This is a genomic window from uncultured Tenacibaculum sp., from assembly GCF_947499065.1.
Lineage (GTDB): Bacteria > Bacteroidota > Bacteroidia > Flavobacteriales > Flavobacteriaceae > Polaribacter.
In genome coordinates this window covers 45,828-59,410 of the sequence record NZ_CANMMT010000003.1, presented here as the reverse complement: position 1 = coordinate 59,410, position 13,583 = coordinate 45,828, and the positions used below count along the sequence as shown (strand labels likewise).

At 29.7% G+C, this 13,583-nt stretch carries 13 protein-coding genes; 10 read left to right on the top strand and 3 right to left on the bottom strand.

The window, feature by feature from the left end; all coding sequences use genetic code 11:
- Nucleotides 1-17: 17 nt before the first annotated feature.
- From Q0958_RS07795 to Q0958_RS07755, 9 genes are all read left to right on the top strand, one after another.
- Entirely contained in the window at nucleotides 18-707 is a 690-nt protein-coding gene (locus Q0958_RS07795; RefSeq protein WP_150900493.1) for an NUDIX domain-containing protein, read from the top strand.
- Nucleotides 708-772: 65 nt separating this feature from the next.
- Nucleotides 773-1,612: a ribose-phosphate diphosphokinase gene (gene prs / locus Q0958_RS07790; protein ID WP_299121847.1), complete on the top strand. Its 840-nt coding sequence runs from the start codon at nucleotides 773-775 to the stop codon at nucleotides 1,610-1,612.
- Nucleotides 1,609-2,250, top strand: coding sequence for a DUF4291 domain-containing protein (locus tag Q0958_RS07785; protein ID WP_299121845.1), 642 nt, complete (start codon nucleotides 1,609-1,611; stop codon nucleotides 2,248-2,250). Before prs ends, Q0958_RS07785 begins: the two co-directional genes overlap by 4 nt.
- A 23-nt stretch (nucleotides 2,251-2,273) precedes the next feature.
- Nucleotides 2,274-3,113, top strand: coding sequence for a TIGR02452 family protein (locus Q0958_RS07780; RefSeq protein ID WP_299121843.1), 840 nt, complete (start codon nucleotides 2,274-2,276; stop codon nucleotides 3,111-3,113).
- The gene (locus Q0958_RS07775; RefSeq protein ID WP_299121841.1) at nucleotides 3,110-3,619 is read left to right on the top strand and encodes an O-acetyl-ADP-ribose deacetylase; all 510 of its coding nucleotides are present in this window, start codon (nucleotides 3,110-3,112) and stop codon (nucleotides 3,617-3,619) included. The genes Q0958_RS07780 and Q0958_RS07775 overlap by 4 nt, the downstream gene beginning before the upstream one ends.
- Nucleotide 3,620: 1 nt before the next feature.
- Nucleotides 3,621-4,088 carry a macro domain-containing protein gene (locus Q0958_RS07770; RefSeq protein WP_299122383.1) on the top strand — a complete coding sequence of 156 codons (468 nt, stop codon included), beginning with the start codon at nucleotides 3,621-3,623 and terminating at the stop codon, nucleotides 4,086-4,088.
- A 12-nt stretch (nucleotides 4,089-4,100) separates the two neighbouring features.
- Nucleotides 4,101-4,649, top strand: a complete 549-nt coding sequence (locus Q0958_RS07765) for a 2OG-Fe(II) oxygenase (protein WP_299121839.1) — start codon at nucleotides 4,101-4,103, stop codon at nucleotides 4,647-4,649.
- A complete protein-coding gene (locus Q0958_RS07760) occupies nucleotides 4,650-5,381 on the top strand; it encodes a metallophosphoesterase (RefSeq protein WP_299121837.1) in 732 nt (243 codons plus the stop codon).
- A gap of 56 nt (nucleotides 5,382-5,437) precedes the next feature.
- Entirely contained in the window at nucleotides 5,438-6,913 is a 1,476-nt protein-coding gene (locus Q0958_RS07755; RefSeq protein WP_299121835.1) for a nicotinate phosphoribosyltransferase, read from the top strand.
- 54 nt (nucleotides 6,914-6,967) lie between these two features.
- On the opposite strand, the gene Q0958_RS07750 is transcribed toward Q0958_RS07755, so the two are convergent.
- The 3 genes from Q0958_RS07750 to Q0958_RS07740 form a co-directional block, all read right to left on the bottom strand.
- Nucleotides 6,968-7,726 carry a helix-turn-helix transcriptional regulator gene (locus tag Q0958_RS07750; RefSeq protein ID WP_299121833.1) on the bottom strand — a complete coding sequence of 253 codons (759 nt, stop codon included), beginning with the start codon at nucleotides 7,724-7,726 and terminating at the stop codon, nucleotides 6,968-6,970.
- 420 nt (nucleotides 7,727-8,146) lie between these two features.
- Nucleotides 8,147-9,562: an ATP-binding protein gene (locus tag Q0958_RS07745; RefSeq protein ID WP_299121831.1), complete on the bottom strand. Its 1,416-nt coding sequence runs from the start codon at nucleotides 9,560-9,562 to the stop codon at nucleotides 8,147-8,149.
- Nucleotides 9,563-9,624: 62 nt separating this feature from the next.
- On the bottom strand, nucleotides 9,625-11,598 hold the full coding sequence (locus Q0958_RS07740; RefSeq protein ID WP_299121830.1) for a YgiQ family radical SAM protein: 1,974 nt from the start codon (nucleotides 11,596-11,598) through the stop codon (nucleotides 9,625-9,627).
- A 122-nt stretch (nucleotides 11,599-11,720) separates the two neighbouring features.
- On the opposite strand from Q0958_RS07740, the gene Q0958_RS07735 reads away from it, so the two are divergent.
- A complete protein-coding gene (locus Q0958_RS07735) occupies nucleotides 11,721-13,580 on the top strand; it encodes a peptidase M61 (RefSeq protein WP_299121828.1) in 1,860 nt (619 codons plus the stop codon).
- The last annotated feature ends 3 nt before the right edge of the window (nucleotides 13,581-13,583 follow it).

Genomic DNA, 13,583 nt, shown 5'->3' with positions numbered 1-13,583 from the left:
TGTAAATACAACACTAAATGAAGATTCCACAAAATATCAAAGTTGCTGTAGATGCTGTTGTTTTTGGTTACGAACAAAAAGAGCTTTCAGTATTATTAATCAAAAGAGGCGTTAATCCTTATAAAGGTAGCTGGGCACTTCCTGGAGGTTTAGTTTTAGAAAACGAATCATTAGAAGATGCAGTTCAAAGAGAATTGCAAGAAGAAACAGGAGTTACCATTGATTATCTAGAACAATTATATACCTTTGGTACACCTGGAAGAGATCCAAGAAATAGAGTTGTATCAGTAACCTACTTTGCTTTGGTTAGGCCGAATAACTTTAAAATTAGTGCCGATACTGATGCTGATGAAGTACAATGGTTTTCTATAAATGAATTACCTGAACTAGCTTTTGATCATGATAAAATTCTAAGCATTGCTTTAAAACGATTGCAAAGTAAAATAAACTACCAACCCATAGGTTTTGAGTTATTAAAGAAAGAATTCCCTTTTTCAGATCTAGAGCATTTGTATCAAACTATTTTAAATAGAAAAATAGACCGTAGAAACTTCAGAAAAAAGATTTTAAGCTTTGGTATTTTAACAGAAACCGATAAAATTCACCAACCTTCTAGTGGTAGACCTGCCAAGCTTTTTAAGTTCAATGCTCAAAAATATAAAGAGCTACAAAAAAGTGGTTTCCATTTCGAAATAAAGTTTGCGTAAAAAAAACACAAAAACTTTTTTTACAACTATAAATGTTTTTTATATTTGCGTCAAAAATACGCAATATGATTTTAAATTTAGACAAACATTTTTCTCCATACGGAACTACAAATACCATAGAGTACAATTATTTTACTTTCTCAGGAGGAGAACCACATATTAAAATCATTACGGATTTAAAAGGTGTTTCGGAAGTAACTATAACACATCGTATCCAGTCATTTAATGATTTAGGTATACTATTGTTAGCTACCAATGCGCTAAAAAATATGGATGTAAAAAAAATTAAAGTACTACTTCCCTATTTTCCAGCAGCAAGGCAGGATAGATTAATGCAAACTGGCGAACCTTTATCTGTAAAAGTATATGCTGATATTATCAATGCACAAAACTATGAATCGGTAACTATATTCGATCCACATTCAGAGGTAGCACCTGCAGTATTAAACAATTGTAAAATAATAGACAATCATGCTTTTATTAGACAAATAACACAGCAACTCCCAGATGATTTATTATTAATATCACCTGATGGTGGAGCTTTAAAGAAAATTTATAAAGTAGCTGCTCATTTACAGAAGTATGAAGTTATAGAAGGGTCAAAAAGCAGAAATGTTAGAACAGGGGAATTAACAGGATTCAAAGTATATGCAGAAGACTTAAAAGGTAAAGATTGTTTAGTTGTAGATGATATTTGCGATGGAGGCGGAACCTTTTTAGGATTGGCACAAGAGCTAAAAGCTAAAAATGCAGGAAACTTATATTTAGCGGTAAGTCACGGAATTTTCAGCAGAGGATTTGAAGATTTAGAAAAAGTATTTACCAAAATATATACAACTGATAGTTTTAAAACTATTACACATGAAAATTGTGAACAAATTGAACTGAAAGAGATATTAAGATGAAATTAAAAAAAGAGCTATATAAAGAACAATTAAAAAAGTGGCCTCATGAAGGACATCATATTATGGCACAATATGATGATGAAAAAGTGATTGTTTATCAATCGTATCGACCAGCCATTGGGAATTTTGCTATGAAGAACCAATACTTCGGAGGCCCTTTTAAATACACAAGAATGACTTGGATAAAACCCAACTTTTTATGGATGATGTATCGTAATGGTTGGGGAACTAAAGAAGGGCAAGAAGTAGTACTAGCAATACATATAAAACGAGAAGCTTTTGAACGCTATTTAAGTAAAGCTGTATATTCTAGCTTTAAAGAAAACTTATACGAAAGTTGGGACAAATGGCAAGAAGAGGTAAAAAAATCTTCAATAAGATTACAGTGGGATCCCGATCACGATCCTTATGGTAATAAGCTAGAACGAAGAGCTATACAACTTGGTATTAGAAATGAAGAAATTATTCAATATGCTACTGAGGATATTATAGAAATTGAAGACATTTCTGATTTTGTAAAAGAACAATACCAGCATGTTTTAAACAATGATTTAGATAAATTGATTGTTCCTGCAGAGAAACCTTATTTATCATATGATAATGAGGTAAACCAAAGATTAATGCTTGAAATACAATAAATTCTCAAAAAATTAAGATTGCTATGAAAAAATCAACAAGAAAAATAAAAGCTCAAGAAACTCTTAATATAATTGAGCAAGGTTTTTATTTAGATACGAATAATAATAAAATAACAATAAGTAAAGAAATTGAAAAAGCTGTAAATAACACTAGATATTTTACATCACAAGAACTAGATGACTTAAAAAAAACAATCAATTTTAAAACCAATACTAAAACCGAATTTACTGTTATTCAAGAAGATTCTATTAGTAGTATATTAAGATTCTCAAAAAAAGGCGAAAACAAAATAATGTGTCTAAATTTTGCTTCTGCTAAAAACCCAGGAGGCGGTTTTTTAAACGGTGCCTTGGCCCAAGAAGAAAGTTTGGCTATTTCATCAGCTTTATATGCTTCTCAAATGAAAGCTTTTGAATTTTACACTACTCATAGAAATATGAAATCATGTATTTATACAGACAGTATGATTCATAGCCCTAATATACCTGTGTTTAGAGATCGAAACGGTAACCTAATTCAAAATTATGCCACTTGTGGTTTTATCACTTCGGCAGCTGTAAATAAAGGCGTCATAAAATTAAAAGAACAACATTTGTTAAGCTCTATTTCTAACATCATGGATTTGAGAATTGAAAAATTGCTATCTATATGTGCTAAAGAAAACTATGAAACATTAATACTAGGTGCTTGGGGATGTGGAGTTTTTCAAAATGATCCTAAAACTATAGCTACTCTATTTTATAAACATCTAAATGGTAAATTTAAAAACCATTTTAAACATGTTGTTTTTGCTATCTATTCTAAAAACGAAAAGTTTATAAATGCTTTTAATAACGTTTTTGATAAAGAAATTGTCAAATGATGAAAATTAAATTAATAAAAGGAGATATTACTAAAATAAAAGTGGATGCTATTGTAAATGCAGCAAACTCAAGTTTATTAGGTGGTAGTGGAGTTGACGGAGCTATACACAGAGTTGGTGGTTCATCTATTTTAGAAGAATGTAAGCAAATAAGAAATAAACAAGGAAAATGTAAAACAGGAGAAGTGGTTATTACAACTGCTGGTAAACTTCCTGCTAAATATGTAATTCATACCGTTGGACCAGTATATAATGGAGGACAAAAATCAGAAAAAAAATTATTAACTAACTGTTATAAAAACAGCATCCTACTTGCTAAAGAAAAAGACTTAACTTCTATTTCTTTTCCATGTATTAGTACAGGAATTTACCGTTTCCCAAAGCTTTTAGCTGCTGAGATAGCTATTGAAACTGTTAAAAAGAATCCAATAATTGAAGAAGTAATCTTTGTCTGTTTTGATGAAGAAAATTATAACATATATAAAAAATTGTTAGACCATGAATAACATTATTCATTATACAAAAGGAGATGCAACACAGCCAAAAACAAACGGTAATAAAATTATTGTACATATATGCAATGACATTGGAGGATGGGGAAAAGGGTTTGTTATGGCAATTTCTAAACATTGGAAAGAACCAGAACAAGAATATCGTAAATGGTATACATCGCAAAAAAATTTTGATTTAGGTGAAGTTCAATTTGTTCAAGTTGAAAAAAATCTTTGGATAGCAAATATAATTGGACAACATAAGATAAGAAAAGATGAAAACGGTAATGCTCCAATTAGATATGAAGCAATACAAAAAGGCTTAAAAAAAGTTTGTGCAAAAGCTAAAGATTTAAACGCTTCTGTACATATGCCTAGAATTGGTTGTGGTTTAGCTGGTGGTACATGGGACAAAATAGAGCCTTTAATAAACCAAGAATTATTAGAAAACCAAATTCATACTACCGTATACGATTTTGGTTAAAAACAAATAACTATGAAAAAAGTTGAGTTACACCCTGAAATTTTCACAATAGAAAACTTCTTTACAGTAGATGAATGCAAAGAGTATTTAGAGTTGTATAAAAACACAACATTTGAAGAAGCTAAAATTTCTATTGATGGTAAACAGGTAATGAATAAAAACATACGAAATAACGACCGTCATATTTTTTTCAATCAAAAATTAGCTGAAAACCTTTGGTATAAGTTAAAACAATTTGTTCCTGAAAAAGTTGGTTTTTATAAAGCATTAGAGCTTAATGAAATGTTCCGTGTTTATAAATATTCAACAGGGCAACGATTTAAAATGCATATTGATGGTAGTTTTCGTAGAAATTTAAATGAAGAAAGCTTATATTCTTTCCTTATCTACTTAAATGATAATTTTGAAGGAGGTGAAACCGATTTTAGAAAACTATTTACAATTGCTCCAAAACAAGGAACAGCATTAGTATTTAGACATCGTTTAAAACATGAAGGAAAAGAAATCATATCGGGAGTAAAATATGTTTTAAGGACAGATATCATGTATAAAAGAATTTAAATGAGAACACTTGCAATAGGAGATATTCATGGCGGATTAAAAGCTTTGCAACAAGTACTAGTTAAAGCCAATGTAACTACTGAAGATACTTTAATTTTCTTAGGAGATTATGTTGATGGCTGGAGTGAATCTGCTCAGGTAATTGAATTTTTAATAGAACTATCAAAAACGCATCAATGTCTATTTGTAAAAGGAAATCACGATTTATGGTGTGAAGATTGGTTAAGAACAGGAAAAGGTGAAGCCGTTTGGGAAATGCACGGAGGCAATGAAACAAAAGAAAGTTATTTGCATTTTTCAGAAGAAGAAAAGCAAAAACATATAACTTTTTTTCAGCAAATGCTTCCGTATTATTTAGATACTAAAAACAGATTATTTGTTCATGCTGGATTTACTTCTATGCATGGTATAGAAAAAGAAACCTTCAAAATGAACTATTATTTTGATAGAACATTATGGGAAATGGCTATAACAATGGATAAAAGAATAGAAAAAAATTCAGAATTATATCCAAATAGGTTAAAACATTACAACGAAATATTCATTGGACATACACCTACAACTCGTTATAGTAGTACACTTCCAATAAATGCTATTAACATATGGAATTTAGATACAGGTGCTGCATTTACAGGTGCTCTAACAATTATGGATATTGACACCAAAGAATTTTGGCAAAGTCAACCCGTAAAAGATTTATATCCTGATGAAATTGGAAGAAATAAATCTTAAAATTTTGCAGGAATAATTTAATTTGCGTAATTTTGACGCAAATTAAATTATTTACTATGAATCCATTATTATATACAGACGGTTATAAAGTAGATCACAGAAGGCAATATCCTAATCAAACAACACTAGTATATTCAAACTGGACACCTCGAAAAAGTAGAATCAATGGGATTGAAAAAGTAGTTTTCTTTGGTCTACAATACTTCATCAAAAAATATATTCTTCAAGACTTTCAAACAAATTTTTTCAATAAGCCTAAAGAAGAAGTTTGTAAACAATATAGCAGACGCATCAATAACTATTTAGGAGAAAACCAAGTAGGTATTAAACATATTGAAAACCTGCACGATTTAGGCTACATCCCAATGGTTATAAAAGCATTACCTGAAGGTACAGAAGTACCAATAAGAGTACCAATGTTTACCATGTACAATACCTTACCAGACTTTTTTTGGTTAACCAATTATTTTGAAACACTTTTATCTACCACAGTCTGGTTACCATGTAACTCTGCAACAATTGCCAAACAATACAGAAAAATTTTAGATCAATATGCACAGGAAACTTCTTCAACTCCTGAATTTGTAGACTGGCAAGGTCATGATTTTTCTATGAGAGGTATGGCTGGATTAGAAGCTGCTGAATTAAGTGCAGCTGGTCATTTACTTAGTTTTACTGGAACCGATACCATTCCTGCTATAGACTTCTTAGAAACTTATTACAATGCTAATGCTGACAAAGAATTAATTGGAGGTACCGTTGCTGCTACAGAACACTCTGTAATGTGCATGGGAACAAATGATGGAGAACAAGAAACCTTTAAACGACTAATTACTGATGTATATCCAAATGGAATTGTTTCAATAGTTTCTGATACTTGGGACCTATGGAAGGTTCTTACTGAATATTTACCAAACTTAAAAGAAGAAGTACTTGCTCGTGATGGAAAAGTTGTAATAAGACCAGATAGTGGAGATCCTGTTGATATTATTTGTGGAAATCCGAACGGAAAAACTAAAGAAGAACAAAAAGGCGTTATAGAGCTACTTTGGGAAACTTTTGGTGGTATAACTAACGAAAAAGGATATAAAGAATTAGACAGCCATATTGGAGCTATTTACGGAGACAGTATAACTATTGAAAGAGCTACTCAAATTTGTGAACGTTTAAAACAAAAAGGCTTTGCTTCTACCAACGTAGTATTAGGAATTGGTTCTTTTACATACCAATACAATACTAGAGATACTTTTGGATTTGCAATGAAAGCTACTTATGGGGAAGTTGACGGAATAGGTAGAGAGATTTTTAAAGACCCAATTACTGATGATGGTACTAAAAAATCTGCCAAAGGTTTATTAAAAATAACTTTAGAAGACGGTGAATATAAATTATACGACCAAGTAACTTGGGAAGAAGAACAACAAGGAGAATTAAGCGAAGTTTTTAGAGATGGAGAATTAATTATTGATGAAAAGTTAAGTAATATTAGAGAAAGAGTACAAAATTTCACAAATGAATTATTGCCTATATAACATTAAAAAGGTTGGAAAATTTTCCAACCTTTTTACCTTATAATACTTTATAATTTAGATTAATTTGTTATTGGTAACATATCTTATTGCTTCACTTATATTAGCTACATCTAACTTTTCAAAAAGTTTTTTTCTATGAAACTTTACCGTATCTGATGATACAAATATTTTTTCTGCAATTTCTTTTATTGCATACCCTCTAATAGAATATTGTATAATTTCTTTTTCTCTGTCAGTTAACTTAACTTTTTCTAGAGTTTTCCAATGATTATCAATTAAATCATATTCATAAGTAATATTACTTCCATTTTTATAGACAATGATATTACCAGAATTCGATTTTGTAGATAAAGAAACAACACAAAGTGCTTTCCAGACTTTACCTTCTTCATTCAAAAATATTGGAGTAAGTTTTTGATTGATTAAAATAGGTTTTCCCTCATTGTTTTTTAAAAGAAAATCATAAGATATAGTATACTCTTTACGCTCTTCAATTGGCTTTGTTTCATAAAGATCAAAACCAATTGTGTTTATTTTTAATAATAATTCTAAATCCTTAGCTGGAACATATTTAAAATAAAATTCATATCCCATTTCTTTTACTTCTTCTGGGGTATGTCCACATAAAAAAAGGGGATTATCTGAAACATAATCAAACCCTTTCTTATTGTAATCAATAATATAAAGACTACTATAAGTAGTTCTAGAAAAAGCTTTGATAGCCTCTATATAATTACTAGTCTGATTGATTTCGTTTTCCTTTAACTCGTTAATAGTGTTTCTAGAGCTAAAAAAAGAATTAAGATTAGTCATTGGAAAATTATACACTTTAATAGACTCTAAATATAACATTAAAAAACTACCCGTAAGAGTAGTTTTAAATTAAAAAAAATATACATATAAATGATAACTCAATAAAAACTACTCTTAAGTGTAATATTTAAAAGTATGCTCTCTAGTAACTTTGTATCTATAGATGCTCAATATTATGATAATAATTATATTTCAACTGATAGTAAGTATCATTCAGTTGCTCACTATACATTTTTTTTAATCTAATTAATCTTTGTTTTTGGTAATAGGAATTCTAACCGACGACCATTATTAATTAAATAGAAAAAAATATTATACACTAAAATATTTAGATAATTATTTAATAATAAAGTATCCTAAGCTATGATCGTAAAACTCGGGGAAGTTGCTTGCAAAAAAGGTTGGGTAAAACTCCAACCTTTATTTTTGTAATAAAGAAGCTTTAAAATCACTTTTCAACGGAATTTTTATAAATATTGAGACTCCTTTTTTATCCTTAGATTCCAATTGAAAACTTCCGTTTATTTTTTTAACTCTTGATTTAATATTTAATATTCCTATTCCTTTTTCTTGTTTATCTTTTTCAATACCTATACCATTATCCCTAACCTTCATTATTAGAGAATTGTCTTCTAAATTTATTAATAACTCAACAAAATTTGCTTTAGAATGTTTAACAATATTGTGTAATAATTCTTGAAATATTCTATAGATATTTATTTTGATTTTTTCATCTACTTCTTCCCAAAGAACTTCTGAAGATATTCGAGATTTATATTTAAACCCTCCAATATTACTTTTCTCTTCAAGTAATTCATTTAATAGTAAATCGAATTTTTGACTAACATTATAACTCAACTTATGTGATACTTCTCTAATTTCTTTTTCTATAAATTGTAACTCATTCAAATAATATTGGTACTTATTTAACTCCATTAAATCTCCTCTAATGGCAAAAAAACCTAAATTAAAACGAATACCAAAAAGCTTACTTAAAACACCATCATGTAATTCTTTCGATATTCTATCACGTTCTTGATATTTAACCCTAGCTTCGTTTAAAAGGTTTCTGTACAACATTTTTTTTCGTTGTAAAATCCAAAAAACAACAATTGTAACTATAATTAAAAAACTAACTAGAACAATATATAATCCTTTCTTTTTCTGATTAGAGACTTCTTTTTGTATGTTTAATTTTTCTGTTTGTAGAATAGAATTCTCTTTCTCTTTTACAGTGTTTAAATAGTTATATCTATTAGCCTTATTTACTACTTCATTATTTTTTTTTATCAACTCTTCTTTTAAGTTGATATATTTTTTAAAATATTCTTTTAATTCTTTGTTTAAATTAAAATTTAAAACTGATTCTAAAACTTTTAACTTAAAATCAATATCCTCTAAATTAACTGCATAGTCAAAAGCTTTCTTTGCATGTTTATTAGCTAAACTATAGTTTTTTGTTTTTAGATAATAATTGCTGATATTTAAATGTGTAGAACTTAATTTCCTAGCATCATTAAGCCTTTCTCTAATATTTAAAACTTCCTTATACTTTTTTAAAAGACCTTTAGTTTTCCCTAAATCTAAACTACTTACAGCGTAACCTTCTAAAAAATCTGCATACTCTTTGGGATAAATATTTTTAAGTTCTGGTATTTTTAAAGCAGTGGTAAAATCATTAATAGCTCTTTCATGCTTGCCTTCTTTCTGCGCTGAAAGTCCTTGACTTAAAAGTTGATTTAGAATCCAAGGTTTGGAATCAGTTTTATTTATTTCTTGACTAAAAGTAACACTAGAAATTAATAAAAAGCAAAGTAAAACATATCTCATTTTCATAACAAATTTGCTCTAAATATAGTTGTTTAAAGCTTGTTATAAAAATCTATAATATCAATTATCTACCTTCTTTTCTTTTTAAAGCCCTTACCTTTATTTCCTTTCGATTTATTTCTAGAGTTTCTAGACTTAGGATTAAAAGTGGTGACAGCATCATCAAAGGTATTTCTAGTTTTTCCTGCTTTATTTTTTCTCCAAGAAGTATCCTCCGGCAATAATTTTTTCAATAAATCATTACGTCCAACCTTAGTTAAAGTATCTTTAATCCACTTACGATTTTCTTTTTTATACCAAAAGAAAAACTTGTGTTGATCTTCTTTCTCCTTTTTTGTTTTAGGGGTATTTACTTCTTTTAAAGTATATGGGTGATATCCACTATAATAAATTACCGTAGCAACTGTCATAGGAGTTGGAGTAAACCCTTGTACTTGTTCTAACTGGAATCCCATATCTTTGGTTTCTGCAGCTAAATTTGCCATATCTTCAGCTTCACATGCTGGGTGACTAGATATGAAATAAGGTATTAATTGAAGTTTTAATCGCTTCTTTATGTTAATACGGTCGAACCTATTTTTAAATAAATGGAAATATTTAAATGATGGTTTACGCATTAATTTTAAAACAGGGTCAGAGGTATGTTCAGGAGCTACTTTTAAACGTCCAGAAACATGGTTTGTCATTACCTCTTCCGTATAAGCATCTAACTCTTTCGGATCTGCATTTTTATTAAACTCAGGCACTAACATATCATGTCGAATACCACTTCCAATAAATGATTTTTTCACTTTTGGATGTGCATCTACCGCCTGATATAATTTTGTTAATGGTTTATGTGAAGTATCTAAATTACTACATATAACTGGTGAAATACAAGACGGTGCTACACACTTGTCACAAATAGACTGTATTTTACCTTTCATTTTATACATATTTGCAGAAGGTCCACCAATATCAGATAAATAACCTTTAAAATCGTCCATCTTAGTAACTGCATCTACTTCTTTTAATACAGATTCCTGACTTCTACTTGCTATAAACTTTCCTTGATGTGCAGAAATAGTACAAAAACTACATCCTCCAAAACACCCTCGGTGAATATTTATAGAAAACTTAATCATTTCAAACGCAGGAATAGGTCCACGTTTATTATACTTTGGATGTGGTAAACGAGTAAATGGCAAGTCGAAAGAAGCATCAATTTCTTCTTCAGTCATTGTTGGATATGGCGGATTAATCATCAGCTTTTTATCTCCAACTTGTTGAAAAATACGACGTGCATATAATTTATTAGACTCCTGTTCTATTACTTTAAAGTTAGAAGCATATGCCTTTTTATCTTTCAAACAAAGCTCATGAGAATTTATCTCAACATCTTTCCAATTCTTATTTTTTGGTATTTTCTCTCCTTCTTCAATAAGAACAGCTGTTTGTTTAATAGTTCTTAAACTAGAAAACGGTACTCCTTTTTGTAATAGCTCTACTATTTCACGCAAAGGCTGCTCCCCCATTCCATACACCAACATATCAGCTTTAGAAGTTTCTAAAATAGTTGGTAATAATTTATCAGACCAGTAGTCATAATGAGTTACACGACGTAACGAAGCTTCTATACCTCCAATCAATACAGGCACATCAGGAAACTTTTCTTTTAAAATTTTAGAATATACAGAAGTAGCATAATCAGGTCTAAAACCTTTATCTCCATTTGGAGTATATGCATCTTTATCTCTTCTACGTTTACTAGCGGTATAATTACTAACCATTGGATCCATACATCCTCCAGTAACTGCGAAAAATAATCTAGGAACTCCTAATTTTTCAAAATCTTGTAAATTATCGTGAACACTAGGTTGTGGTACAATTGCTACCTTTAACCCGTAACTCTCTAATATACGTCCAATTACTGCAGGACCAAATGATGGATGATCTACATATGCATCTCCACTAAAAAGAATTACATCTAATTCTTCCCATCCTCTTAACTTAACCTCCTTATTTGTAGTAGGTAACCAATCTGAAACTCGTCTAATTCTCATGCCGTTGCAAAGGTACGATGTTTTAATCGATATTACATATCATAAAAAGATGTTAAATAAGTAACAAAAACTGTAACATAACGTCTTCTGTAGATACTTATCAACTATAACAAAATACATTCATGAAAAAAATCATATTAGGAATAGCTTCATTAGCACTACTAGCTAGCTGTTCATCAACAAAAAAGCTTGCAGAAAGTAAGCCTTTAATAGAAACTACGATTGACATTACCAATGTAGTAGACGATAGAGTTAAAGTAGAAATAAATCCACAAAAAATAAAAAAATCAACTATTGTATATCAAATTCCAGCTATAGTTCCTGGTACCTATGCAATGAGCAATTATGGACAATTTGCTACAAATTTCAAGGCTTTTGATTATGATGGAAATGAATTAACTGTAAAACAATTAGATCAAAATTCATGGCAAATTGATAATGCTACCAAAATGGATAAGTTATCTTATTGGGTAGATGACACTTTCGATTCTGAAGTAAAGCATGGAATTTACGTAATGGCTGGAACTAATATTGAAAAAGATAAAAACTTTTTCATAAACCTTCCTGGTTTTGTTGGGTATTTCAAAGGAAAAAAAGAAACTCCTTACCAAATCACTGTTGTACATCCATCAAACTTATATGAAACTTCTTCTCTAATTAATAAAAATACTACTAAAGAAGATAATACTAAGGATGTTTTTGTTGCTTCTAGATATGACGAAATATCAGACAACCCTATTATGTATGCTCCATTAAACTCTATTAGTTTTAATGTAGATGGTATTGATGTTACTTTAGCTGTTTACTCTCCTAACAATGTGCATTCTGCAAAAGATATGGAAGCAGATTTAAAGAAAATGATTCAAGCACAAAGTAACTTTTTAAAAGGATTTAAGACTACTAAAGAGTACAATATCTTATTATACTTATTTGATCCTAAGGTTTATAACTGGAGTAGCTTTGGAGCTTTAGAGCACCTTTCTTCAACTACAGTTGTATATCCTGAAACTTACACTAAACAACAATTAGCAGATGGAATGATTAATGGAACTATTTCTCATGAATTCTTCCATATTGTATCTCCATTATCTGTACACTCAGAAGAAATTCATAATTTCAACTTTAATGAGCCTAATATGTCTAAACACTTATGGATGTATGAAGGTATTACAGAATACTTTGCAAATTTATTCCAAGTAAATCAAGGATTAATTACACCACAAGAGTTTATTTCTAAAATGCAAGGTAAGATTGCTACTTCTAAACGTTTTAAAGATGATATGTCTTTTACTAAGATGAGTAAAAATATTTTAGATAAAGAGTATGCTTCGAACTATTCTAATGTATACATGAAAGGAGCATTAATTGGAATGTGTTTAGATATTATTTTACGTGAAGAAACAGATGGTAAATATGGTTTACGTGACTTAATGAGAGATTTATCTAACAAGTACGGACAACACAAACCTTTTAAAGATGATGAAATTATTGCTGAGATTGTAAAGATGACAAACCCAAAAGTTGGTGCATTCTTTGCAAATCACGTAGAAGGAGCTACTCCAATCGATTATACTAAATACTTGGATAAAGTAGGTGTAAAAGAAGCTACAAAAACTATGAACTCTGCATACTTTATTGATGCTAAAGGACAACCTTTTATTTCGGTAAATAAAGACAAAAAAATATTTTTTACTTCAAGAACTAACTCTGCACTAACTGCTTTAGGAGTAAAAGCAGGGGATATCTTAGAAGCTGTAAACGGAGAAAAAGTATCATTAGCTAACATCCGCCCAGTAATAGGACAAACAATGCAGTGGAAAGCTGGAGATAAAATAGCTTTAGAAGTTTCTAGAGATGGAAAAATAGTGAAACTAGAAGGAGACTTTGTACAGCCTACTTACGAAAGTTCTAGCTTAGTACTAGAAGAATTACCAGCAAACAATGCTAAAGTAATTTTAAGAAATGCTTGGTTAAAAAACTAAAAA

Bases quoted from the DNA above. Each gene is read 5' to 3' on its own strand.
- Q0958_RS07795 (WP_150900493.1), top strand. From the start codon at position 18: ATGAAGATTCCACAAAATATCAAAGTTGCTGTAGATGCTGTTGTTTTT.
- prs (WP_299121847.1), top strand. From the start codon at position 773: ATGATTTTAAATTTAGACAAACATTTTTCTCCATACGGAACTACAAAT.
- Q0958_RS07785 (WP_299121845.1), top strand. From the start codon at position 1,609: ATGAAATTAAAAAAAGAGCTATATAAAGAACAATTAAAAAAGTGGCCT.
- Q0958_RS07780 (WP_299121843.1), top strand. From the start codon at position 2,274: ATGAAAAAATCAACAAGAAAAATAAAAGCTCAAGAAACTCTTAATATA.
- Q0958_RS07775 (WP_299121841.1), top strand. From the start codon at position 3,110: ATGATGAAAATTAAATTAATAAAAGGAGATATTACTAAAATAAAAGTG.
- Q0958_RS07765 (WP_299121839.1), top strand. From the start codon at position 4,101: ATGAAAAAAGTTGAGTTACACCCTGAAATTTTCACAATAGAAAACTTC.
- Q0958_RS07760 (WP_299121837.1), top strand. From the start codon at position 4,650: ATGAGAACACTTGCAATAGGAGATATTCATGGCGGATTAAAAGCTTTG.
- Q0958_RS07755 (WP_299121835.1), top strand. From the start codon at position 5,438: ATGAATCCATTATTATATACAGACGGTTATAAAGTAGATCACAGAAGG.
- Q0958_RS07750 (WP_299121833.1), bottom strand. From the start codon at position 7,726: ATGACTAATCTTAATTCTTTTTTTAGCTCTAGAAACACTATTAACGAG.
- Q0958_RS07745 (WP_299121831.1), bottom strand. From the start codon at position 9,562: ATGAAAATGAGATATGTTTTACTTTGCTTTTTATTAATTTCTAGTGTT.
- Q0958_RS07740 (WP_299121830.1), bottom strand. From the start codon at position 11,598: ATGAGAATTAGACGAGTTTCAGATTGGTTACCTACTACAAATAAGGAG.
- Q0958_RS07735 (WP_299121828.1), top strand. From the start codon at position 11,721: ATGAAAAAAATCATATTAGGAATAGCTTCATTAGCACTACTAGCTAGC.